Below are 24712 nucleotides of genomic sequence, written 5' to 3' on the forward strand. Positions count from 1 at the left end.
ATTTAGGAAAAAAGATGAAAAAGACGCTAACCGCACTGACTCTATCGATTGGCTTGTTATTACCCCTAACGAGCTTTGCTAAAAATAACGTTGTCGTCGTTGCAACTGGGGGAACGATTGCGGGTGCTGGTGCAAGCTCAACCAACAGCGCCACTTACACTGCCGCAAAAGTTCCAGTGGATGACTTACTGAATGCCGTTCCTCAAATTAAAGATTTAGCCAATGTGAGCGGCGTACAAGCAATGCAGGTTGCTTCTGAAAGCATTACAGACAAAGAATTACTTTCCCTTGCCCGCCAAGTCAATGATTTGGTTAAAAAGTCAGATGTAAATGGCGTTGTCATTACACATGGCACAGATACTTTAGAAGAAACCGCTTTTTTTCTTAATCTAGTCGTACAAACGGAAAAACCTATTGTTGTTGTCGGCTCAATGCGCCCATCGACGGCTTTATCTGCGGATGGCCCACTAAATTTATATAGTGCAGTTGCTCTGGCAGCAGACCCGAGTGCAAAAAATAAGGGGGTGTTCGTCCTTATGAACGATAGTATTTTTGCAGCTCGAGATGTGACTAAAGGCATTAATATTCATACTAATGCCTTTGTAAGCCAATGGGGAGCTTTAGGGACGTTGGTAGAATCTAAACCTTATTGGTTCCGAAGTTCTGTTAAGCGATTTAATCAGCGGTCAGAATTTAATATCGAGAATATTAAGGGTGATACACTCCCATTAGTTCAAATTGTCTATGGCTCTGGCAACATGATTCCTGATGCTTATCAAGCGTATGCCAAGGCTGGGGTTAAAGCCATTGTCCATGCAGGTACAGGAAACGGCTCAGTCGCGAAAAATATTGTTCCCACGCTGAATCAACTTCAGCAAAGTGGTATACAAATTGTACGTTCTTCACGAGTGCCACATGGATTCGTTCTCCGTAATGCCGAACAGCCAGATGACAAATATGGTTGGGTAGTTGCACATGACTTCAACCCTCAAAAAGCTAAAATTTTAACCGCGCTTGCTTTAACCAAAACCAAAGATGCAAAAGAAATACAACGCATGTTCTGGGAATATTAAGCCCAATTTTCATGTTATAAAAAAGTGCCGAATGGCACTTTTTTTGATTGATATAAAATCGCCTTTATTCAAATCGAAGATAATTTGTGCGAATCATATAAAATATCGTGGATTCTCAGCTCTAAATCACTTTGCATGATAAAATACGCTCTGCTCTTGTAAAGGACTCATCTATGCAGTTTGTTCATCTCGGTGTTCATACAGAATTTTCTATTACTGAATCAATCGTACGTATACCTGATCTAATGAAGTCTGCTGTACAGGATTCTATGCCTGCACTCGCGATGACAGATTTATCGAACTTACATGCAGCAGTGAAGTTTTATACCTCGTGTCTTAAAAAAGGGATTAAACCTATTTTAGGAAGTGTGATTCGTTTGAATGATGAATCACATCGTATGACTTTACTGGCGATGAATAATGAGGGTTGGCGTAGTTTAACTGAAGTAGTATCGCGCGGCTTTATTGAAGGACAACAACTCAGTATCCCGTGTGTAAAAAAAGAATGGGTGTTAGAACAAGCGCCGGGCATGATTGCACTTTTAGGGATTAAAAGTGATGTTGGAGAAATGCTGTGTTCAAGTAGCCCTGAAAAAGCTGAACCCTTACTTGAAGCTTGGATCGAAAAATTTGGCAATCGTGTCTATTTAGCACTCACGCGCACCAATCGCCCACAAGAAGAAGATTTTATTATTGAAGCTGTTAAATTAGCCGCAAAATATCAAATCGGTGTTGTCGCTCATAATGATGTTCATTTTATTAGAGAAGAAGACTTTGAAGCCCATGAAGCGCGCGTCTGCATCGCAGATGGCTATGTTTTAGGTGATAATCGTCGTCCACGTACTTACAGCCCTGAGCAATATTTCAAAACAACAGCGCAAATGGTGGAGTTATTTGCTGATATCCCCAGTGCTATTCAAAATACAGTTGAAATTGCTAAACGCTGTAATGTGACACTTCGCTTAGGTAAATACTTTTTACCTGACTATCCAATTCCTGAAGGTCATACAATTGATACCTTCTTTGCCCATTTGTCTAAAGAAGGATTAGAAGAACGTCTTAATCACCTTTATCCTGTGGAGAAACGTGGAGAAGACTGGCCTGAAATTCGCAAAGAATATGACGACCGATTAGATTTCGAAATCAAGATCATTAACTCGATGGGATTCCCAGGTTACTTCTTGATTGTCATGGACTTCATTCAGTGGTCCAAGAATAATGGCGTACCTGTAGGCCCGGGCCGTGGTTCAGGTGCAGGCTCATTAGTTGCATACAGTTTAAAAATTACAGATTTAGATCCACTACCATACGGACTTCTTTTCGAACGTTTCTTAAACCCTGAACGTGTTTCGATGCCAGACTTTGACGTGGATTTTTGTATCGCAGGTCGTGATCGTGTAATTGATTATGTAGCACGAACTTATGGGCGTGACGCTGTATCTCAAATTGCAACCTTTGGTACGATGGCAGCGAAAGGTGCAATTCGAGATGTTGCACGAGTTTTAGGTAAGTCTTACGGCTTAGCAGATCGTATTTCTAAAATGATCCCGACTAAACCTTTGGGTTTAAGTTTAGAAGAATCTTTAGAAGCCGAACCACAACTTAAAGATATTGTAACCAACCCATCCAACCCAGATTATGAAGATGCATCAGAAATCTGGGAAATGGCGCTTAAACTTGAAGGAATAACGCGTAACACTGGTAAGCACGCAGGTGGTGTTGTAATCGCACCGACCAAGATTACGGACTTCTCAGCTGTACTGTGTGACGAAGATGGTACCGGTCGTGTCGCTCAATTTGATAAAGACGATGTTGAGGCGGCAGGACTTGTTAAATTTGACTTCTTGGGATTGCGAAATCTTACTGTAATTGAAGATGCTATTCAGCACATTAACCAACGATTGAAGTTTGATATACCTCTAAAGATTGAGAATATTCCGCTAAATGACAAAGCTGCATATTCTATATTTGCCGAAGCAAATACCACTGCGGTATTCCAATTTGAATCCGTGGGCATGAAAAAAATGCTCAAGGAAGCACGCCCAAGTAAATTTGAAGAAATTATTGCTTTCGTGTCATTGTACCGCCCGGGCCCAATGGATCTAATTCCAGACTTTATTCATCGTATGCATGGTGGAGAGTTCGAATACTTACATCCCCTATTAGAAGGTGTCTTAGAACCTACCTATGGGATTATGGTATATCAAGAACAGGTTATGCAAGCAGCTCAGTATTGTGCCGGATATAGTCTAGGTGGTGCGGACTTACTTCGTCGTGCGATGGGTAAAAAGAAACCTGAAGAGATGGTTAAACAACGCCAAATCTTTATTGAAGGTGCTGCAAAAAAAGATATCGATGAGCAAACGGCGAACCATATCTTCGACTATATGGAAAAATTTGCAGGCTATGGTTTCAACAAATCACATGCTGCAGCCTATGCATTAGTGGCTTATCAGACGGCTTGGTTAAAAGCACACTATCCTTCTGAGTTTATGTCCGCTGTACTGACTTCGGAAATGCAAAACACGGATAGTATCGTATTCTTGATTGATGACTGTCGTAACAATGGTCTCGACGTGTTACCACCTTCCGTCAATATGTCGATTTATCAATTCCATGCAATTGATGAAAAAACCATTGTATATGGTCTAGGTGCAATCAAGGGTGTTGGTGAAGCAGCTATGCAATCCGTCATTGATTCACGTAAGCAACTTGGACCTTATAAAGATTTATTTGATTTCTGCCATCGCATTGATCTGAAGAAAATCAATAAACGTACACTTGAAGCTTTGATTCGCTCAGGTGCATTAGATTGTCTCGGACTTGAACGCGCGACTTTAATGGCTCAATTGCCTGAAGCTGTACAAGCTGCCGAACAAGCTCGTTCAAATCGCGAAACTGGCATTATGGATTTATTTGGTGAAGTTGAAGAAGTTCAACGTAAACCCACTAAACCTGTAAAACCTTGGTCTGATGAAGTCCGTTTAAAAGGTGAAAAAGACACCTTAGGTTTATACTTAACGGGACACCCGATTGATGTGTATCGCCCCGAGTTAAAAGCATTTATTTCTAACAAAATTAATGAGCTGACTCCAACACGTCGTGGCGTGACTACAGTATTTGCCGGCTTGGTTGTGGATGTCGCAAATTTCCCTAACCGCATGATGATCACACTCGATGATGGTACTGCTCGAATTGAAGTCTCAGCAAATCATGAACGCTTCCAACGTTTTAAAGACATTATTGTGAATGAAAGAGTGATCGTGATTGAAGGTGAAATTTATGAACGTGAAGGCTTCGACCGTCCGATGGGACGTCTTACAAAAGCGTTTACATTAAATGAAATTCGTCAAAAACGTGCGAATCACATCCTCATCAAATTACAACCTGAGCATATTCAGCCAAATCTTGGTCAAGAGCTTTCACAGATCATTCAACCATTTTGTGATGTAGATATGTGTCAGCATGTGCCATTACAAGTACAACTCGACTTTCCATATGCAACGGCTGATTTTCATTTACCACCACAATGGAATGTCGCACCACTCGATGACTTATTGTTCAAACTGCGCGACTATTTTGGTAAAGAGGCCTTACATGTGGAGTATCATGTCAAGTCAAAAGCTGCACGTTCCCACGCCGCAGAACCAAAATCAGAACCAGTCATCACATCACATGCCTCTCCACCTGACCAGATCAGTATGGATGAAGCAATGGATCAATACATGACGGAAGTCAGTCAATACTCTTAATTTTGGAAGATTTATGAATTTAATTGATAATGCTGCTGTCTCAGCGCATTTGTCTCATGTGCGTATTGTCATGGTGAATACTACCCTGCCTGCGAATATCGGTAGCGCACTTAGAGCAATGAAAACCATGGGGCTTTCAAAATTGGTTTTAGTTGCACCTAAAACTTATCCTCATCCTGATATTGATGCACTTGCAGCCGGTGCAACCGATTTAATTGATCAAATTCAGATTGTAGAAACGCTTGAAGAAGCCATCGCAGATTGTCATTTAGTCTTTGGTACAAGTGCTCGTAGCCGAACTATTCCATGGCCTTTATTAGATGCTCGACCTGCTGCTGATAAATCGATGCAAGCGGTGATCAAAGAACAACAAGAAATTGCCGTAATATTTGGGCGTGAAGATCGCGGATTAACCAATGAAGAGTTGGCCTTGGCGAATTACCATGTGACCATCCCTGTGAATACAGACTATGGGGTACTCAATGTCGCTCAAGCCATTCAAATTATTTGCTATGAAATGCGAATGGCGACCACGGCTATCATGGAACAAGTTGAAGATCCTCAAGCAGTTATGAAAGTGACTGATGAAGATTCTATGCATTGGGATGAGCCGTTGGTAACACATCAACAGATGGAACAATTTTATCCTCATTTTGAAAAAATGTTGCACGAAATCGAGTTTTTAGACCCAGAAAACCCACGATTATTGCCTTTACGCTTGCGTCGCTTATTCGGACGTATACAATTAGATCGTATGGAGTACCATCTTCTTAGAGGTATTTTCAGTCGTGTTCAGGCATTGAACAATGGCACATGGAAAAAGTCAGATTCTAAAGAGAAATCAAAAGATGCTTAAACAGCTTAAAGAAGATATTCAAGCTGTGTTTGCCCGCGATCCTGCGGCGCGCAACACATTTGAAGTTTTAACCACTTATCCAGGAATTCACGCACTGATTATGCATCGTGTTGCGCATGAGCTTTGGAAAAAAGAGTGTAAAACTTCAGCCCGCATGCTGTCTTCTTTTAGTCGTTTTGCAACTGGTATCGAAATTCACCCAGGTGCCAAAATTGGCAAACGTTTTTTTATTGATCACGGTATGGGTGTGGTCATTGGGGAAACAGCTGAAATTGGTGATGATGTGACGCTCTATCATGGCGTGACATTAGGTGGTACCACTTGGAATAAAGGCAAACGTCACCCAACTTTAGAAGATGGTGTAGTCGTTGGCGCAGGTGCGAAAATTTTAGGACCATTTACCGTGCATAAGAATGCGAAGGTGGGTTCGAATGCTGTGGTCACCAAAGAAGTCCCTGAAGGTGCTACTGCCGTAGGTAACCCAGCGCGATTTATTATTAAAAATCAGCAAAAAGATTTGGACAAAGAATCCGAACGACGCAATTATGCAGAAAGCATCGGTTTTCAGCCTTATGCGACAACCCAAGATCAATCAGATCCTATGTTAGAAGGTATGCGAGTATTATTGGATCGTATACAGCACAATGAAAAGCGCATGAACACTCTATGTCAGCGACTTTCATTACTTGATCCAACATTTAATAACGCTCAAAGTAATGGACAACCATTTAGTGCTGAAGAGTTAAAAATCATTGACGAAGTTCGTCGTGAGTGCGAAGCTCAAACTGCACAATCAAAAGCTTAATGTATAAGTTTGACTAAGTTAGGTGAATCTGAGTTGCATGTTGTTTCGACTTTTCATAGACTCAGATACAACCTGAACTAGAATTTAAAAACATAATATTGGAAGAAAATATGACGATTAAGCCCCTCATTGCCACCATGATCGCTGTTTCATTATTGAGTGCTTGTAGCTCTCCAGCAGTAAAAAAACAATCTAAAACAAACGATCCAATCGTCTTTTCTGAGCCTGATTTAAGTGCGCCATTTTATGCATTAAATCCTTTTAATTATAGCCAACCACCAGTATTCGAGCTTGAACTAAAAAAAGCTGCTGCTGCACCACTTCAAAAACTTGAGGTGACTGATCCAAATAATCCAAACAGAAAGATGATCCTCGACCAAAACAAATTAATCGTACCAACTGTGAATAGTTCACAACGTGCGATGAAATACACGGTTTTAGCGGGTCAAAATGAAATCGATATTACAGAAATTGATGACTTCCTCCAGATGGTTGAAGGTAAAGCACGTCACTATCCTCCTCGCTTTACAGATCGTCAAGAACGTCGCGGTTTTGAAGCTAAATTACGTGAAGTTTCAGCTCAACTAGATACTTTAGCAGCGAAAGATAACGCGTCATTCGATATCCTAATTCGTGCATTTAAAGCAAGTATATTGGGTCGTAACCTCGATCTTGGTTCTGCTTATACCACTAAATCATTAAAATATGCACAACAAATCCTGAAGATCAACAAAGAAGACGCTGAAGCGAACTTCTGGTTTGGTTTCTCTTTGTCTGAAGGTGGTGGTCAAAAAGAAGCTATTCCATATATCGATAAGGCCATCAAAGCGGGTGTTCAAGAAGCTTATCTCGTAGCTGTTAATAACTACCTCGCATTGAGCCAAAAGAAAAATGCAATCACAACTTTAAAAAATTACAAGGTGAAATATCCTGAAGAAACTGAAGTTGCTGACCGCTTGATTCAAGAAATTGAGAAACAAGGTCGTTACAATGTTTGGCAAATTTTAAACAATCCAGCGAAATCATAATCTTATTAAAAAAAATAGACTGATCATTCAGTCTATTTTTTTTAGCACTTATTTTTATCTCCCTAAAAATAACGTATGCTCAGCGTTAATGATTCATGCTGACAGTTGAAAATATGTTTATGATGAACAATAAATACATCGGCGTCCTACTGCTCGCAACACCACTATTTATGACAGGTTGCCAAGTCGTCAGTGTAAAAAATCAAGCGCTTAATGTTTCGATCGCGAATGAACGAGATAGCATATTAACGCGTAAAAAAATGAGTGAAGCGAGTCTTAATGTCCTCTCCATGACAGGCAGTGAGGCTGAAAGTTGTTCTAATGATCCAGATAAATGCGTATCTGATCTAAAAAAAATAAAACAAATTCAAGATGAACAACTTTATTCAACTGCAAGTGAAGCATATTTGACACGGGCATTAACCCTCAGTAATTCTTCTGATTGTAATACCAGTTTAATTAATAAATATCAGTCAGAAGAAAAGCAAAAACTTCATCAAGAAAACTATAGTCAATGTCTTGACCAACAGTTAGCAATGCTTGATAAAAGTATTCGTTATAGTTATGCCTATCTATTCAAGACAAAACGCCAACCAAGCGACCGTATTTTCGATAATAGACAAGTTCAAATACGAGATTTCTACAATCAAGCCTTGGCGAAAATGGTGATGACCTATGGTATGCGCTATACGGGTGAAAAAGTTCCCAAACAAATAAAAATTGGTGAAAGCATTTATACCATCAACTATGACCATTACCCTCAGATTGCTAATCAAAAATTAGATAGCCTGCTTTCAAGCTACAACCTCAATTTTAGTGGCTTGCGTTCGATTAACCGTCGGGATGGTTTCGGTGCGGAATTTGTCGCAACGCTTCCAGCGCCAGAGCGAAATAGCGATTCAGGTAAATATATTGTAGATCCATTAAATCACGCTTATAAAAATGGTCGTAACCCTAATATTCATCCACCACGTTATCTTTCAGTCACGATGACCGCTGAGCCTGCGCGTCAAACTAATGTAGAGGATATTCTGAATGAACCGCATTTCACCCTGAATATTTATGATCCTTATGGATTAGATCAATTAAAAGTAGGTGGAAAAGTTTATCCTTTAGCTGCGAATTACTCTGCACCTTATGGTTTGTGGCTTGCCGAAAATAACTTAGGTGCTGCTGCATATTTGAGTTTGATTGATCGTGACAATACAATCACAATGCCCCATCTCTTTATGCTCGAACCCTATAATCCAAACAAAAAAATTATTGTTTTGGTGCATGGACTTGCAAGCAGTCCAGAAGCTTGGATTGCATTAACCAATGACATTATGGGAGATAATGTTCTAAGAGAGCATTATCAAGTTTGGCAAGTATTTTACTCAACCAATATGCCAATTTTAGAAAGTCGCTTTCAGGTGAATGCGATCATTCAACAAGCATTTAATTCACTTGATCAATCTACGGCGTCAGCTAAAGATGCAGTTCTGATTGGACATAGTATGGGTGGTATTATTTCAAGATTATTGGTGAGCCAAGCTGATTTAACACAACCTGCATTGTCTCAATTAAAAAATTCTCAAATTAGCCGCTTTAAGAATGAACCTTTATTTAAAGCTCGTTTACAAATCAAACCTGTGCCGCAGTTTAATCGTGCTATTTTCTTAGCAGCACCTCATCGAGGTACAGATTATGCTGATCGTTGGTTTACACGAGCTGCGCGTAAAGTGATCAAGTTGCCAGGTGCATTTTTGGGTGCATTTGCTGAATCGCTCTCAGATAAAGATATTAATATTAAACATTTTGTCAAAGACTTAGGTCATGGATTGATTCAAAATGGTCCGAGTGATCTGAGTCACAACTCTCCTTTCACCAAATTAACCTCACCTGTGACGCCAGTTAAAGGGTTTAAATTTCACTCCATCATGGGGAATGTGACTGAGAGTAAAGATCCTACTGTTATGTCAGATGGGATCGTGCCTTATCAGAGTGCGCATCTTAAAGGGGCACAATCTGAGATTATTATCAAAGGTGGTCACTCAATTCAGGAAACGCCTGAAGCTGTTTTGGAATTAAGACGAATCCTAAGACTTCATTTGACAGAGCTTGGAATTGCCAAATAACGATTTCCTTTAGCTTTTATCAGCCGATGTATCAAAGATGCATCGGCTTTTTGTTTTTATAGTCCCAAAGTACAACTTTTGAATCCCACTCATATTTTAACTACCTTCTCCATAAAATATTTGAGAAAAAATGGATAACGATTAGAACAAACTGGATAGCCTGACTCCGTTAATCACTGTTCAATAGATTCAAAGATAAATGAAATCAAGTGATATAAGGAGTTAGACCATGGGATCTCGTAGCAGCATCGAATGGCATGATTTTATTGAAGGATGTATCGATTTTCGACCAGAGGATGGCGTCTATCGTATCGCACGTGACATGTTTACTGAACCAGAACTTTTTGATCTAGAAATGGAAATGATCTTTGAAAAGGTGTGGATCTACGCGTGTCATGAAAGTGAAATTCCAAAACCAAATGACTTTGTCACTGTTCAAATTGGTCGCCAACCGCTCATCATTAACCGTGATGGTCAAGGTAATTTAAATGCAATGGTCAATGCCTGCGAGCACCGTGGTGCTACATTGACCCGAGTTGCTAAAGGTAATCAATCCACATTTACCTGCCCGTTCCATGCTTGGTGTTACAAATCGGATGGTCGCCTCGTAAAAGTTAAAGCTCCTGGTGAGTATTGTGATGACTTTGATAAATCATCACGAGGTCTAAAAAAAGCACGTATTGCAAGTTATAAAGGATTTGTCTTCGTTAGTTTAGATACAACAGCTACAGACACCTTAGAAGATTATTTAGGAGATACACGTGTTTTCCTTGATCTTATGGTTGAACAATCACCTACAGGTGAATTAGAAGTTTTACCGGGTAAATCAGCATATACCTTTGCTGGAAACTGGAAGCTACAAAATGAAAATGGTGTAGATGGCTACCACGTAAGTACTGTTCACTATAACTATGTCTCTACAGTTCAATATCGTCAGCAACTGAATGCACAAAAAGGGACAGGACCAAAGGACACACTTGATTACAGTAAATTAGGTGCTGGTGATGACACAACTGATGATGGTTGGTTCTCATTTAAAAATGGTCATAACGTTTTGTTTAGTGACATGCCTAACCCAACTGTACGTCCTGGTTACGCAACTGTGATGCCATATCTGGTTGAAAAATATGGTCAAAAACGTGCTGAATGGGCAATGCATCGTCTCAGAAACTTGAACTTATACCCAAGCCTTTTCTTTATGGATCAAATCAGTTCGCAACTTCGTATTATTCGTCCAGTTGCGTGGAATAAAACTGAAGTCATTAGCCAGTGTATTGGTGTTAAAGGTGAGTCGGCTGAAGCACGTCGTAACCGTATTCGTCAATTCGAAGATTTCTTCAACGTATCGGGCTTAGGCACACCTGACGATTTAGTCGAATTCCGTGAACAACAGCGTGGTTTCCAAGCTCGTTTAGAACGCTGGAGTGACATTTCGCGCGGTTATCACAAGTGGAATTATGGCGACAGCCCGAATGCTCAAACATTAGGGATCAAACCAGTCATCACGGGTACTGAAATCACTCAAGAAGGTTTATATGTCAATCAACACCAAGTTTGGCGCGATCTCATGTTAAAAGGCTTAAAAAATAAAGCACTTAAACTCACTGAAGATACTTCTGAACCACACGAATGCCCTGCATCACAAGCGACAACTGAGGAGGCTTAATCATGACACAAGCTCTTGTACATCAAGTTTCTCAATTTTTATATGAAAAATCTGCGCTTTGTGACAACTATGAATGGGACGCATATCTAGAACTCTATGACGAAGACAGCGAATACCACATTCCACAATGGATTAGTGACCATGAATACGTCACTGATCCAAACCAAGGGCTTTCATATATCTACTATGAAAACCGTGCTGGCCTTGAAGATCGCGTATTCCGTATAGGAACTGGTAAAGCTGCATCAGCTACGCCCCTTCCGCGTCTCATGCATGCGATTCACAACATCCGTGTAAAAACACTTGAAGACGGATTATTAGAAGTTAAAGCGGGTTGGTCGACATTCTATAACCGCCAAGGTTTAGAAGGCTATTTTTACGGGCATGTCACTTATATCCTTCGTCAACATGAAGACACTTTCCGCATTCGTAAACAGCACACCATTTTGTTGAATGACAAAATTGATTCTGTGCTCGACTTCTATCACGTTTAAGGAGTAAAAGAATGAGTCATTCTGTTGCACTCAACTTTGCAGATGGTAAAACGTTCTTTATCTCTGTGAATAATGATGAGCTTTTACTTGATGCTGCGTTCCGTCAAGGTATCACATTGCCTTTAGACTGCCGTGAAGGCGTTTGCGCAACCTGTCAAGGGCAATGTGAAAGTGGCAATTACACTCAAGATTATGTCGATGAAGAAGCATTAACCGAACGTGATCTGGCAGAGCGTAAAATTTTAGCTTGTCAAACACGAGTGCAATCGAATGCTGCATTCTATTTCGATCATGACTCAAGTTTCTGTAATGCTGGTGAAACACTTCAACTCGAAACCAAAGTGACTCACGTAGAATTAGTCTCTGAAACTACGGCAATCATTCATGTAGATGCCAGTCAACATACGCAGAAAATTGATTATTTACCGGGTCAATATGCTCGATTAAAAATTCCTGGTGCAAATGATTGGCGTTCTTATTCCTTTGCCAATTTACCCAATGAAGGTAATCAATTACAGTTTTTAATTCGCTTACTCCCGCAAGGTCTCATGAGTGACTATCTGCGAGATCGAGCAAAAGTTGGGGATACAATTTTACTCGAAGCACCTTTAGGAAGTTTTTATCTTCGCGAAGTGGAAAAAGAAAAGCCATTAGTCTTTGTCGCAGGAGGTACTGGATTGTCAGCATTTTTAGGAATGCTAGATCAAATTGTGAAACAACCTCAAATTCCACCAGTACATCTGTATTATGGTGTAAACAAAGAGCAAGATTTGTGTGAACAAGAAAGGTTAAAAGCATACTCAGCTAAGATTCCACACTTTGAGTATCATCCCGTAATCGGACAACCTTCTAATGATTGGACTGGAAAAAAAGGATTTATCCACGAACATTTAGATCAATCGCAATTAAGCGAATCAGCATTCGATATGTATTTGTGTGGTCCGCCACCAATGATCGATGCTGTCAAAAATTGGTTAGCTGATCACCAGATAGACAACGGACGTGTTTACAGTGAGAAGTTTATTCAAAGTCATAGCTCTAGATAATTAAATGAGCTGATGACAATCACTAAGGACTATCGTTAATATTCTTTGCAAACGATAGTCCTTTTTTGTTCTAACGTTTGAATATATGGAAATTTTAAATGCAAAAAATAATTGTAAATGACGTTATTGATCGGGAAAAAATGTCCCCTTTACAATGGACAGTTTTCTTTCTGGGGTTTTTGGTTTTTTTCTGTGATGGATTAGACACTGGCATCTTAGGCTTTATTGCACCAGCATTGTTAGATGATTGGGGGATTTCAAAACCAGATCTAGCACCTGTGCTGAGTGCGGCCTTAGTAGGCATGTCGATCGGCGCCATTATCTCAGGACCATTATCTGATAAATTTGGACGCAAGGGTGTCATCGTAATGACGACTTTGTTGTTTTCAATTTTCACCATCATGTGTGGATTTGCTTCTAACACACAAGAACTTATGATCTATCGTTTTATTACAGGGGTCGGACTTGGTGCGGCTATGCCGAATATCAGCACAATGGTATCCGAATACATGCCTCTAAAACGTAAAGCATTCCTGACCGGATTAGCAGGTTGCGGATTTATGTTAGGGATCTCAAGTGGCGGTGTCTTATCTGCGTTCTTATTAGAGAATCAAGGGTGGGCAAATGTCATTATTATTGGCGGTGTAATCCCACTCATTGTATTGGTATTTTTGATTACCAAGTTACCTGAATCACCTCAATACCTCATCAAACAAAATCGTCAAGAAAAAGCAAAACCAATTCTTGAGAAGATTCACGGTCAAACATTTGATCAAAGTACTGTATTTGTTCTACCTGAAGCAGAAGTATTAGATCCTAAACAAAGCCCTGTTAAAATTTTGTTTAGCAAATACTTTTGGGGTTCGGCAATGCTTTGGCTGTGTTGCTTTACCAGCCTAATGGTGTTTTATCTGTTAACCAGCTGGATGCCAACTATTCTTAAAACCGCTGGATTTACAACAGAGCAGTTTAGTTTAATTGCAGCGATTTTCCCATTCGGCGGTGTAATAGGTGCATGCTTTATGGGGTGGTATATGGATAAAGTTAATCCAAATACTGTGATTAAATATTCTTATCTCGCAGCATTTGTATTGTTCTTCGTTGCAGCATTCGTAAGCCAAAGTATTGTTTTACTCGGTATTGCAATTTTCTTAATTGGCGCATTATTAGTGGGTGCTCAATCATCACTACTTCCATTAACAGCACTGTTCTACCCTTCAGTGTGCCGCGGTGTAGGTGTTTCATGGATGCATGGTATTGGTCGTATCGGTGCGATCTTAGGTGCGTTCTACGGATCACTGATTTTTACTTTTGAATTATCTCTTGCAGGTATTTTCTATGTCCTAGCAATTCCGACATTTATTTCGTTTATTGCGCTCGCATTAAAAGGACTAAAACAACCTGAATCAGCCAATACTGCAACTGCAGAGGTAACGCAGTAATCTCAACTCAGTCATTAAAAAGCCCCAATCAAGGGGCTTTTTTTTAAACCATTATTTTAAGTGTTTCACTCGGGAGAACCCCATATTTGGCTTTGTATTCTTGAGAAAATCGTCCTAAATGTCTGAATCCCCAGTCATAAGCCAATCTCGAAATGGAAATATTTGCATTGTTCTGCAGCAAAGCATGATGAATCTGTTCAAGTCTATAGTTTTTTAAATAATCCATAGGACTCATATGCAGCGCTTGTTGAAACTCACGGTATAAAGTCGATTTTGAAGTTCCCGATATCATGACTAAATCTGATGCATCCAACTCTTGATCAGCAAAACGATGGATAAACTCTCTGACCAACATGACTGGCTTCGGAAGCTGATACTCTTGGAGCGATCTTAATTCATTGGAATAATTATTGTGCTGGGTTAAAAGCAAAGCCTTAATCAAAAAACTTTCATAATCTTGAGAAAGCAGATTTAAACCATCAAAACGAGAATAATCTTGCCTGAGCGATAAACATTGTTGAATATTATTCCACCACAATCTTAGGAAGTTATCTTCACTAAATGGCATATCTGGCTCAAAAATCACCCGCTCTTTAACAGGTTTAGAAAGCAAATTGGAAAGTACAGATTTGACACTTTCTTCAGGAATCACCACTTGAAATTTTTTACAATTACGGTGAATGATGAGTTCTTGCTGATCCTGACTAGAAACAATGATTCCATTATCACTGTGTGATAAATGAGTTTCTCCATTCATACGCAATGTTTGCTGTCCATGAATAGGCAAACTGATACTGTATGCACCTAGCTGCTGAATTTGAATAGACACATCTGTGCCATAACTGATACAGCCAATTGCCATTTTTTTACTCGGCAAGCGTATACCTGAATAATGAAAATCAAGCTGATCTTTACGAGCAGTTTCTAATTGATGTGAACCACAAATAAGGCTCATTAATCGTTGAGCAACATTCAATTCACGCGATGCGTGACTAAGATCCTTATGTTGGCTGAGTGTGATCATCCTGTTCACCTAGCTATTTTGAATCATGATAAATACTATAAAACATTTTTAATAATAATGTCGAAATAAAGTCTCTTTGCTTCGACTAAATATTTAGATATATTTTTGAACACAGATTAGTAAATTAAAAAATACTAATTTGGTATCTTATATTACTTAATAGGTATTTTTATTTTTTATAATATTTTCATTAACTTATATTAAAATCATAATGATAAAAAATTCGGTTTTATTTGACATTCAGCGATTATAGAGATAGATTTTTAAATAACGTCCTAAGGATAGGACTGATATAAATAAATGTAATTTTTTTCAATTACCACTATAGCTATTAAATTTTAAAATTATTATTTCTGGTCTGAATATTGCTTCATTTATTTATATCGTAAATCTCATTCCATGATATCAATTTAACACTACTGTCATGGTACGGACTACTAATGAGCCAAAAGGATTCACAATGAACCAGCTTCATTCCTCTCAGCTAACTGGGCAAAATTTTAGTAATGAATCAATTTTCAACAGTCAAAACTTGGTCTTCAATCAAGCAGATTTGAGCGAAACTTGTAAAAATGTAGGGCAAATTTTTAAGCCTCATGCTCTAAAAGTGTTAAAATCAGCTAAAAATTTTAGTGCAAGCATGCATCATGTTCAAACTGGGGCTCTTTCTATCAGCCGCTTGGAATATGGCGCAGATGTATTGATCGAACCAGATCAACTTGAAAAGTTTTATCTTATTCAGATTCCTACTCGAGGCTATGCTGAAATTGAATTTGGTCAAGATAAATTTATTTCATACTCAGAAGTAGCGTCAATTATCTCACCTGACCAGTCACTCAGAATGCGCTGGCGTGCTCACTCCCCTCAACTCATTCTCAAAATTTCAAAAGATGATTTTGCACATCATTGTCAGCAACATATCGTGAAATCTGAACAAAAAAATGTAATTTTTAATCCTCGACTTGATTTTACCACCCAATCTGGTGGATATTTTCTGCAACTTTTGAGAACCATGATGGATGCACTTAAATGTGAGCATCATCCTCTCCACCACCCACTTGCATTTAAGCAGTTTGAATCAAATCTATTTAATGCGCTAATTTATGGCCAACCAAATAATGCTTTTTTTAAAGCAAATTCTCATCATGAGAAAAAATTAGCGCCCTACTTTATCAAACGTGCTGAAGCATACATTCACCACCACTTACATGAACCACTCAACATAGAAGTCTTGGCTGAACAATCAGGTGTAAGTGCACGAACACTCTTTGCAGGATTCAAAAACCATTTTGGCATTACCCCTATGGCATATTTACGTGAGCTTCGTTTTGAACAAGCTCATCTTGAACTGATGAATAATGAACATGCCACGGTCACTGATGTTGCATTTAAGTGGGGCTTTACTCATTTAGGTCGTTTTTCACAAGAGTACAAACGTCGTTATGGCGAGCTGCCATCATCAACGCGTAAGATTACACAAAATTCACTCTTCTCTTAATTTTATGTCTGTCAATAAAAAAGCCTGTGAAATCACAGGCTTATTTGATTAGAAATGATGAATGTATCGAATTTGAAATCGATCGCCTTCAGTTCTATTTTTTGCATCATGCTCGAAATATGCATTTGCGATGACATGATTTTTTGGCGAGTGACTATACATAAGTCCAGGTCCAACTGCCCACACACTTTCTTTGCGACCATCGACTTTTACACCATCAACTTTAGTATCGGTAAGCTGTTTTAAATAGTACCCACTTAAACCCAATCGAATCTGATCATGTACAGCATATTCAGATGCTAGGTTAATGTGTACTGCTTGCCCCGCTTGGATGTCATCAGCAGCACCAAAACCATAAGTTGGATCATCATTTTTAAAATTATACAAATAATGAGCGCGTGTCGAAGCTGTCCATTTCGGATTAAACCAATACGTTGCAGCCCAATATGGATTGAAGGAAAATGCATTATTACCCGGATTAATATCACGGTTTTGCTGATATTCCCCTGTTGGCAAATTTAGCTGAAATTCAATTCGATGAACAAATTTTGGTCCCTGTTCACCCATGACTGGATCAAACTGGAGAAATGGACCAATCATCAAATCTCCAAATCCACTTTTAGCTTTTAAGGCTTGATTATTTAAACCATCGTCAACACTGATTTTACTTAAATAAGGGATAAGTAAATTCAGACCTAGACTTGAATGAGCAGTCGGTTTATAGGTCGACATGTAACTTAATTGCTCGACAATCACTTGATAATTTAAATCTGTTTTGGGCAGCGGAAGCTTTTGTCCACTCGTATCTCTCAACTTATCACTGTCATAATGTTGAAAATACGTTTGCGAATACCAACCAGCTCCAGCTGGTAGTCCACCATCTAGAAAGCTGGTCATACCCAAATTCACAGTCGGTAAATCATAAGCAAAAACATGTGATGAATTTGCTGTAGTAAACAAGGTTAAAGCACTTAATATAATTTTATTTTTCATGTGTATTTCCCATAAAAAACCACGATTGTTCATCGTGGTTTTTAAAGCAATGATTAAAGGTCTGGATGGCTCGCTGCAATTTGGTAACGACCAGCATGAAACACTAAGGGCTCACCAGCAGTTTGTTGATATTTTTGAATTTCACCGATAAAAATCAAGTGATCGCCACCTTCGTATTGCTGTACATTTTTACAGACAAGTGTAGCAAGTGCTTCGTTCAGTAATGGAACACCTGTATCACATTCACCATGATCAACTGTGGCAAACTTATCTTGTGCACCACGGGCAAAATGGGTAGAAAGCTGATGCTGCTCCTTCGTTAACATATGAATTGCAAAGTGCTCAGCTGCAACAAAATCGGGCAAACTTGGTGCTGTTTTCGACAAGCTCCACAACACAAGCGGTGGATCTAATGACAACGAAGAAAATGAATTGGCTGTCATACCCACTTTTCGTCCATCCGTTCCACGTGTGGTGATTACGGTAACACCTGTGGCAAACTGACCAAGAAGATTACGAATCTCGCGAGGATTACTGATGTCAATCTCTTGCAGATTAATTTTATCTAATACATCCATTTTTAACACCTCAGTTCCATCAAGCCACTTGAGAAACTTGATCTGTTTCTAATAATTCTTTCGCTGCGTTTTCGTCAAACCACCACGGTGAAAAGTTACGTGGATCATCAAAATTATTAACGATCTGAGAAGCTAAATTTTGATTCTGAGAGGCTGCACCCAGTAGCTCAACAACATGAGGTTGAGGTGGAACCAATAAACTATTTGTCCAGCTCACGACTTTTTCAGCATATGACCAATATTTCTCAAACGTTGACTCCATCCAATCTTCGGTAAACGCTTGATTACCGTGTGCTAAGATCGCATCGAAATAAACCTTGCTACACTTAGCTGCATTATTTGATCCTTGACCTGTGATTGGATCATTCACCACCAATGCATCTGCCATACCAAATATTTTTTTACCAGAAGCCAATGTCATGACAGGTTTACGTACCGTTGGTGGGAAACGTCCTGCTAAATATCCGCCATGATCTGTCAGCGTTACGTCTTTACAACGCTCATATTCCCACGGCAAATGTTGTTTCAGAATTTCTAAGCTTTTATTTAAATGTTCTTCTGGTGTTTTAACTTCAGCCCAGCAATCCATAGGACCATTAGGAATCCCTTCAAAAACCATAATGTCACATGGACCATTTACTGTAAGCGCAGGAAAACAAAAATACTCACCCACCCCAGGAATAATATTAAAGCTCACTCTCGAGTATGGCGAAATTGGCTTCATTCCATTCACATAAGTCAAAGCCAATGCACGCTGAGGTTTGTCAAAAGTACTTCGTTCTGCGTCACGTACAAACTCTTTAACCACTTCACCTTTACCCGCAGCCAAGAGCACTAATTCATACTCGTCAGCCAAATGTTCTAATTCGTTTAGACCAACGTCTTGGAGAACAAACTTGCCTCCACGGCGCTGAAACTCTTCAAGCCAATAAGGCATCTTGACACGTTGATCAACAGATTGAGCATAACGCTCTAATCGCGCACTCCATTTAAATGCTCTTTCACCACTTGCTGGATCAACCAAAGCAAAACTAATACCTTCTACCGCTGGACAATGCTCTTCCCAAAAATTTAATCCTAAATCACGCTCAGTCTGTAACGCAGTATGGAACATACATTGACTAGACATGACTTTACCTTGACGAATCTCATCAGGAGTTTTATTCGACAAAATCGTGATGTCATATCCCTTATCAAGCAGCCCTAATCCAAGTTGAAGTCCTGACTGACCTGCACCAACAATTGCAATTTTTCTCATCTTTATTCTCCAATATTTAATTTATTCTGCTAAACGTGGTATTGCGGGTTGATTCGTTTCAGGCCCCATGACTGAATACCCACCATCTACTGCATAGTCTGCGCCAGTCACAAAACTTGCAGCATCCGACAATAAGAATGTCACTACATTTGCCACTTCTGCCGGATTACCCAAACGTCCCAAGAGATGATAATCACTTGCTACAGCATCAGCTTTCGTACGATTTTGTCCACTCACTTCAGAAATCACTCTCGACCAAGTCCAACCTGGTGAAACTGAGTTGACACGGATACCATCTGGCGCAAAATCCATTGCCATCGATTTGGTCAGTTGTAAAATTGCCGCTTTAGAAACTGGATATAACCAACGTCCCGTTTGAGCACATTGCGCTGAAATCGAGGTGAAATTCACCACTGACCCTTTATTTTTTTGCAAATCTTCATATACGGCACGCGTTAGCTCAACAATAGACACCAAATTGATATCTAATGCTTTTAACCAATCTGATCGTGGTGATTTGAAACCATCATCAAGATAGGTACATGCCAAGTTCACTAAATAACTGACTTCACCTAGATGATTTCTAATGCTGTTCACCGCTTCATGAATTGCGATGTCTGAAGTTAGATCAGTTTGTATAAACATCACTTCATAAGGATGTTGCGCAGCTATGGTTTTTCCGTAGTCATCAATGTCTAAAATGGCAACTTTAGCCCCTAAATTCACGAGACTTTGAACCACAGCCTGTCCAATCAACGTTGATCCACCACTGACAATGGCAACTTTATCTTTAATATTTAATTCCATTTTTTGCCCCATATATTTTGATTATTCGATTGGCTTACCATCACTCGACTCCCAACTTGGCATCAAGCCATTTGAAGGAATATCTTCATCTAAAAGTTTTTTCGCTGTTTCTACACCTGCAACAGGCAATCCTTCTGGATTAAGTAATCCGATTTGGACAAGTACAGAAGCTTGATCCCAATAAATATGTTCGTGACAAAGTTTTGGACCTCTAAACTGAATGACCCCCAACATTGGAATTTCGACATATTTTCCAGTCGGTTTTACACCTGGTAATAACCAATCAATTTCAGTGTCGTGAGTGAAACTCATGATGAATTCATCCACAACCTGAGTAGATCCCACAGTTCTAGAAATTGAGGTGATTTTCATATCTTGAGGGTTTTGATGTACAAAATGATATCGATAGAATCGCGCTAACTGGCTATATCCCACACCACCTGTCAATGTTGGAATGTGATTCACATACGGTTGAGCGACCATCGTTGCCATGGTTGCTGGTACATCGCGCGTGTCGAACTCATGTCTGATATGCTCTTCCCACAATGCAACTAAGTCATAGTGAGGGCCAACCGTTTCATGTAATGCTGTTACGGTACGTTCATGGGCGAATCGCGCCGATAGTTTGTGATAATGATCGCTGTTCGGTCGTGCAAATGCGTGATCAACACCTTCATAAACATAAGCATGAATATGTTTAAATTGTGCGCATGCTTCAGTAATTTGATTTCGCGCTTCAGCTGGACAGAATTGATCAAGTTCAGCCATGTGTAACACAAGCTTACCCTTCACATTCGAGAGTTCATCGAGCGCTTTTTCAATGCCTACACCGTAGTAAGCGACCGAACACGCTAAGTTATCAATACGGCATGCAGCCAAATATGCAAGTTTTCCACCAAGACAATATCCGACCACTGACTGACCCGTAGTCGTGTCACACGCATCTAAAGTTGATAAAAAATCTAAACTTTCACGAATATCATTTAGACCCTGATCTTCATCATATTGCTGATAAAGTTGAAAAGCTTTTTCAAAATCCTCAGGTGTATAACCTAACTCAATGTTGGGTGCAGTACGCCAAAATAGATCAGGGACTAAAACGGTATAGCCTTCCTCTGCGAGAAAGTCAGCTTTTGCTCGCATCGCTGCATTGATACCAAATATTTCATGACACAATACAATCCCTGGACCTTTCTTAGCTTCTGGGACTGCCAAATACCCTGAATAGCGATTCCCCGATTTGGTAGTGATCTCAATCGTTTGACCTGTCATTTTTTCTTCCCTAAGACATCGAATATGATCTGATCATGAAATGAAATGCGATAACAAACTGTCCAAAAGATGCGGAGACTATCCAGAGACTGCTGATTCTTTACACAAAGAATTTGCATAAATGGATATCGAATTTAATTATTCAATGAACGAAATTGAGTCGTTGGTTATAATATTGGTTCGACTCATTTATCTTTTGCTAAAAATAGATCTTATAATCGATTTACGCATTTTTTCTCATGCTAAGCTTGAGCAGTACTTCTTCGTTTCAAAATTTAACTACAGGTTTTTTTCAAAGATGACTTTAGATCAATCCAATATCGATCTTTCAACATTGACGCCAATGATGCAGCAATACATGACGGTGAAATTACAGCACCCGCATTCGTTAATGTTCTATCGTATGGGTGATTTCTACGAGTTATTTTTTGACGATGCGCATAAAGCCGCCAAAATTTTAGGGATTACCTTAACCCACCGTGGTAAAGCGAATGGACAACCGATACCAATGGCTGGAGTTCCGTATCATGCAGCAGAAGGATACTTAGCGCGTTTAGTTAAAAAAGGTGAAACCGTTGTTATTTGTGAACAACTTGGGGAAGTCACTGGTAAAGGACCTGTCGAACGTGGTGTAGTCAGAATTATTACACCGGGTACATTGACAGACGACGCATTGCTGAATGCCCATCAGAGTTCAAATTTAGTATCCATCTGTATTAAATCTGATGAAATTGGTATCGCCCTATTAGATCTCAGTGCAGGTATTTTTAAAGTCCAACAACAAAGTTTTCAAGCTGAACAACTTCCTCTGGAACTTGCGCGTCTTATGCCAAGTGAACTTTTGATTGATGAGGATTTCAAGCATCCAGAAGTGGTTGAACAGATTAAGCAAATTCTTGATTGTCCCGTTACAAAACGCCCAAACGTAGACTTCAATCTGAATAATGCGCAAAAAACTTTATGTGATCAATTCGCCGTAAGTACTTTATCTGGTTTTGGAATTGAACATCTTGAGTTGGCGAAAGCAGCTGCGGCAGCTTTAATTCATTATGCCAAAGATACCCAAAAGACGGCATTGCCACATATTCGTTCAATTCGACTTGAACAAAGCTCCGACTTTATTGCACTTGATCCTGTGACGCGACGAAATCTAGAGATTATTGATCCTTTGTTTGAGCATGGCACTTCATTATTTGATTTAACCAACCAATGCCAAACGGCTATGGGTAGCCGACTGCTGAGTCGAACGTTAATGCAACCGATTCGTGATACTGCGTTGTTGGATCAGCGTCTAGATGCGATACAAACCATATTATCTGGCTATCATGAAGCTCCAATTCGTCTGGTATTAAAAGAAATCAGTGATATCGAACGCGTACTCAGCCGTGTGGCATTAGGAAGTGCGCGACCACGTGATTTAGTGCAACTACGTCAAGCATGTGCTCAGATCCCGTATTTACGCCATGCATTAGCACCAATGACCTCAACACCGCAATCCGCTTTAATCAATCAACTGAATGAGGAATTGGGTGACTTTAATGGTTTACATCATCGCCTCATGTCAGCCATTGTGGAAAACCCACCTGTTCTACTCAGAGATGGTAATGTCATTGCAAATGGTTTTGATCATGAATTGGATGAACTTCGTCAAATACGCGATCATGCAGGACAATTTTTAATTGATTTAGAAATCAAAGAAAGAGAAACAACAGGTATAAACACACTAAAAATCGGTTATAACCGAGTGAGTGGCTACTATATTGAATTAACCAGAGCGCAAGCAGAACAAGCTCCTGCCCATTATATTCGTCGTCAAACATTAAAAAATGCTGAACGTTATATCACCCCTGAATTGAAGTCTTTCGAAGATAAAGTGCTTTCAAGCGAATCACGTGCATTGGCTCGTGAAAAACTTTTGTTTGAAATGTTATTGGATGAATTACGTCAAGATATCGCCAATCTTCAAATGATGGCGAGCGCTATTGCTCAACTGGATGTTCTTACAAACTTCGCACATCTATCAAGATTATATAATTGGAATCGTCCGGAATTTAGCCCTGAAATTGGAATACACATTCAAGCAGGACGCCATCCTGTTGTTGAATCACTGATTAAAACGCCTTACACCCCAAATGATACTTATCTAGATGAGCAGCATCGTATGTCGATTATCACAGGCCCAAATATGGGTGGTAAATCGACATTCATGCGTCAGACGGCGTTAATTACGCTATTGGCATATTGCGGTAGTTTCGTTCCAGCGAAATCTGCCAAATTGGGACCTATTGATCGGATCTTTACGCGTATCGGTTCAGCAGACGATCTTTCTTCTGGCAAATCTACATTTATGGTGGAAATGACGGAAACTTCTCAAATTTTACATCATGCCACACAACAATCTTTGGTATTGATGGACGAAGTAGGTCGTGGCACAAGCACTTATGATGGTTTGTCATTAGCTTGGGCGTGTGTTCTTGATTTGACGCATCGCATTAAATGTTTATGTCTTTTTGCAACGCACTATTTTGAATTAACAGAATTAGACATGGATCCGTATATTGATAATTATCATGTCACTGCGCAAGAAGTGAATGGTCATCTCATCTTATTGCATAAGGTTCAAAAAGGTCCTGCAAGTCAAAGTCATGGTTTACAGGTCGCTAAACTAGCAGGTATTCCTCAAAACGTGATTAAAGAGGCTCAAGCTAAACTTAAAAAACTGGAGAAACTCCAACTGCAAACCCAACCTGTGCAAAAAGATTTGTTCTCTCAAGATTTATTTTCAAATAGTAACCCTGTAGAAAAAATTATTGAAGTTGAAAAAGTGGTTGAAATTCGTAAACCTTCTCAAGTTGAACAACTTCTTTCAGAAATTATTGTAGATGACTTAAGTCCAAGACAGGCTTTAGACCAACTCTACCAACTCAAACAATTACTCCAAAAATCTTAGTTCAAGCACACTCAATCAATAAGCCAGCGATCTGCTGGCTTTTTTTAATCATG

At 39.5% G+C, this 24712-nt stretch carries 18 protein-coding genes; 12 read left to right on the top strand and 6 right to left on the bottom strand.

The features are described 5' to 3' along the window. Positions 1–14 precede the first annotated feature (14 nt). From AC1M9M_RS11385 to AC1M9M_RS11430, 10 genes are all read left to right on the top strand, one after another. On the top strand, positions 15–1073 hold the full coding sequence (locus AC1M9M_RS11385) for a type II asparaginase (protein ID WP_481596384.1): 1059 nt from the start codon (positions 15–17) through the stop codon (positions 1071–1073). 173 nt (positions 1074–1246) lie between these two features. After that, complete coding sequence (gene dnaE, locus AC1M9M_RS11390; protein ID WP_481592097.1) at positions 1247–4825, top strand: DNA polymerase III subunit alpha; 3579 nt, start codon at positions 1247–1249, stop codon at positions 4823–4825. Between the two features lie 13 nt (positions 4826–4838). After that, the gene (locus AC1M9M_RS11395) at positions 4839–5681 is read left to right on the top strand and encodes an RNA methyltransferase (protein WP_481596385.1); all 843 of its coding nucleotides are present in this window, start codon (positions 4839–4841) and stop codon (positions 5679–5681) included. Continuing rightward, positions 5674–6486, top strand: a complete 813-nt coding sequence (cysE, locus tag AC1M9M_RS11400; protein WP_035266113.1) for a serine O-acetyltransferase — start codon at positions 5674–5676, stop codon at positions 6484–6486. Before AC1M9M_RS11395 ends, cysE begins: the two co-directional genes overlap by 8 nt. Positions 6487–6596: 110 nt before the next feature. After that, positions 6597–7514 (top strand): ABUW_2363 family tetratricopeptide repeat lipoprotein, encoded by a 918-nt coding sequence (locus tag AC1M9M_RS11405; RefSeq protein WP_092767751.1) that lies wholly within the window; start codon positions 6597–6599, stop codon positions 7512–7514. A 113-nt stretch (positions 7515–7627) separates the two neighbouring features. Then, positions 7628–9631, top strand: coding sequence for an esterase/lipase family protein (locus AC1M9M_RS11410; protein ID WP_481596410.1), 2004 nt, complete (start codon positions 7628–7630; stop codon positions 9629–9631). A 229-nt stretch (positions 9632–9860) separates the two neighbouring features. Then, complete coding sequence (gene antA / locus AC1M9M_RS11415; RefSeq protein WP_035266117.1) at positions 9861–11297, top strand: anthranilate 1,2-dioxygenase large subunit; 1437 nt, start codon at positions 9861–9863, stop codon at positions 11295–11297. A 2-nt stretch (positions 11298–11299) separates the two neighbouring features. Then, positions 11300–11791 carry an anthranilate 1,2-dioxygenase small subunit gene (antB, locus tag AC1M9M_RS11420; protein WP_035266119.1) on the top strand — a complete coding sequence of 164 codons (492 nt, stop codon included), beginning with the start codon at positions 11300–11302 and terminating at the stop codon, positions 11789–11791. 11 nt (positions 11792–11802) lie between these two features. Then, positions 11803–12837, top strand: a complete 1035-nt coding sequence (gene antC / locus AC1M9M_RS11425) for an anthranilate 1,2-dioxygenase electron transfer component AntC (protein WP_180028207.1) — start codon at positions 11803–11805, stop codon at positions 12835–12837. A 98-nt stretch (positions 12838–12935) separates the two neighbouring features. Further along, positions 12936–14279 (top strand): MFS transporter, encoded by a 1344-nt coding sequence (locus AC1M9M_RS11430; RefSeq protein ID WP_092767747.1) that lies wholly within the window; start codon positions 12936–12938, stop codon positions 14277–14279. A gap of 43 nt (positions 14280–14322) precedes the next feature. On the opposite strand, the gene AC1M9M_RS11435 is transcribed toward AC1M9M_RS11430, so the two are convergent. After that, on the bottom strand, positions 14323–15303 hold the full coding sequence (locus AC1M9M_RS11435) for an AraC family transcriptional regulator (RefSeq protein ID WP_481596386.1): 981 nt from the start codon (positions 15301–15303) through the stop codon (positions 14323–14325). A gap of 460 nt (positions 15304–15763) precedes the next feature. Between AC1M9M_RS11435 and AC1M9M_RS11440 the strand changes: the two genes are divergently transcribed. Then, positions 15764–16801 carry an AraC family transcriptional regulator gene (locus AC1M9M_RS11440; protein WP_092767742.1) on the top strand — a complete coding sequence of 346 codons (1038 nt, stop codon included), beginning with the start codon at positions 15764–15766 and terminating at the stop codon, positions 16799–16801. A 48-nt stretch (positions 16802–16849) separates the two neighbouring features. On the opposite strand, the gene AC1M9M_RS11445 is transcribed toward AC1M9M_RS11440, so the two are convergent. Genes AC1M9M_RS11445 through AC1M9M_RS11465 form a run of 5 tightly spaced genes read right to left on the bottom strand, consistent with a single transcriptional unit; the run spans position 16850 to position 21709 of the window. Then, a complete protein-coding gene (locus AC1M9M_RS11445; protein WP_481596387.1) occupies positions 16850–17794 on the bottom strand; it encodes a SphA family protein in 945 nt (314 codons plus the stop codon). A gap of 53 nt (positions 17795–17847) precedes the next feature. Beyond that, positions 17848–18372 (bottom strand): flavin reductase family protein, encoded by a 525-nt coding sequence (locus AC1M9M_RS11450; RefSeq protein ID WP_035266396.1) that lies wholly within the window; start codon positions 18370–18372, stop codon positions 17848–17850. Between the two features lie 19 nt (positions 18373–18391). After that, on the bottom strand, positions 18392–19630 hold the full coding sequence (locus tag AC1M9M_RS11455) for a styrene monooxygenase/indole monooxygenase family protein (protein ID WP_481596388.1): 1239 nt from the start codon (positions 19628–19630) through the stop codon (positions 18392–18394). Positions 19631–19651: 21 nt separating this feature from the next. Beyond that, entirely contained in the window at positions 19652–20437 is a 786-nt protein-coding gene (locus tag AC1M9M_RS11460) for an SDR family oxidoreductase (protein ID WP_481596389.1), read from the bottom strand. Between the two features lie 21 nt (positions 20438–20458). Next, positions 20459–21709: a dienelactone hydrolase family protein gene (locus tag AC1M9M_RS11465; RefSeq protein ID WP_481596390.1), complete on the bottom strand. Its 1251-nt coding sequence runs from the start codon at positions 21707–21709 to the stop codon at positions 20459–20461. 298 nt (positions 21710–22007) lie between these two features. On the opposite strand from AC1M9M_RS11465, the gene mutS reads away from it, so the two are divergent. Continuing rightward, positions 22008–24659 carry a DNA mismatch repair protein MutS gene (gene mutS, locus AC1M9M_RS11470; RefSeq protein WP_481596391.1) on the top strand — a complete coding sequence of 884 codons (2652 nt, stop codon included), beginning with the start codon at positions 22008–22010 and terminating at the stop codon, positions 24657–24659. The last annotated feature ends 53 nt before the right edge of the window (positions 24660–24712 follow it).

It is taken from the genome of Acinetobacter sp. ANC_7503 (genome assembly GCF_056780035.1).

What these genes read in the sequence shown, in the direction of transcription:
- AC1M9M_RS11385 (WP_481596384.1), top strand. Translation starts at nt 15, where the DNA reads ATGAAAAAGACGCTAACCGCACTGACTCTATCGATTGGCTTGTTATTA.
- dnaE (WP_481592097.1), top strand. Translation starts at nt 1,247, where the DNA reads ATGCAGTTTGTTCATCTCGGTGTTCATACAGAATTTTCTATTACTGAA.
- AC1M9M_RS11395 (WP_481596385.1), top strand. Translation starts at nt 4,839, where the DNA reads ATGAATTTAATTGATAATGCTGCTGTCTCAGCGCATTTGTCTCATGTG.
- cysE (WP_035266113.1), top strand. Translation starts at nt 5,674, where the DNA reads ATGCTTAAACAGCTTAAAGAAGATATTCAAGCTGTGTTTGCCCGCGAT.
- AC1M9M_RS11405 (WP_092767751.1), top strand. Translation starts at nt 6,597, where the DNA reads ATGACGATTAAGCCCCTCATTGCCACCATGATCGCTGTTTCATTATTG.
- AC1M9M_RS11410 (WP_481596410.1), top strand. Translation starts at nt 7,628, where the DNA reads ATGTTTATGATGAACAATAAATACATCGGCGTCCTACTGCTCGCAACA.
- antA (WP_035266117.1), top strand. Translation starts at nt 9,861, where the DNA reads ATGGGATCTCGTAGCAGCATCGAATGGCATGATTTTATTGAAGGATGT.
- antB (WP_035266119.1), top strand. Translation starts at nt 11,300, where the DNA reads ATGACACAAGCTCTTGTACATCAAGTTTCTCAATTTTTATATGAAAAA.
- antC (WP_180028207.1), top strand. Translation starts at nt 11,803, where the DNA reads ATGAGTCATTCTGTTGCACTCAACTTTGCAGATGGTAAAACGTTCTTT.
- AC1M9M_RS11430 (WP_092767747.1), top strand. Translation starts at nt 12,936, where the DNA reads ATGCAAAAAATAATTGTAAATGACGTTATTGATCGGGAAAAAATGTCC.
- AC1M9M_RS11435 (WP_481596386.1), bottom strand. Translation starts at nt 15,303, where the DNA reads ATGATCACACTCAGCCAACATAAGGATCTTAGTCACGCATCGCGTGAA.
- AC1M9M_RS11440 (WP_092767742.1), top strand. Translation starts at nt 15,764, where the DNA reads ATGAACCAGCTTCATTCCTCTCAGCTAACTGGGCAAAATTTTAGTAAT.
- AC1M9M_RS11445 (WP_481596387.1), bottom strand. Translation starts at nt 17,794, where the DNA reads ATGAAAAATAAAATTATATTAAGTGCTTTAACCTTGTTTACTACAGCA.
- AC1M9M_RS11450 (WP_035266396.1), bottom strand. Translation starts at nt 18,372, where the DNA reads ATGGATGTATTAGATAAAATTAATCTGCAAGAGATTGACATCAGTAAT.
- AC1M9M_RS11455 (WP_481596388.1), bottom strand. Translation starts at nt 19,630, where the DNA reads ATGAGAAAAATTGCAATTGTTGGTGCAGGTCAGTCAGGACTTCAACTT.
- AC1M9M_RS11460 (WP_481596389.1), bottom strand. Translation starts at nt 20,437, where the DNA reads ATGGAATTAAATATTAAAGATAAAGTTGCCATTGTCAGTGGTGGATCA.
- AC1M9M_RS11465 (WP_481596390.1), bottom strand. Translation starts at nt 21,709, where the DNA reads ATGACAGGTCAAACGATTGAGATCACTACCAAATCGGGGAATCGCTAT.
- mutS (WP_481596391.1), top strand. Translation starts at nt 22,008, where the DNA reads ATGACTTTAGATCAATCCAATATCGATCTTTCAACATTGACGCCAATG.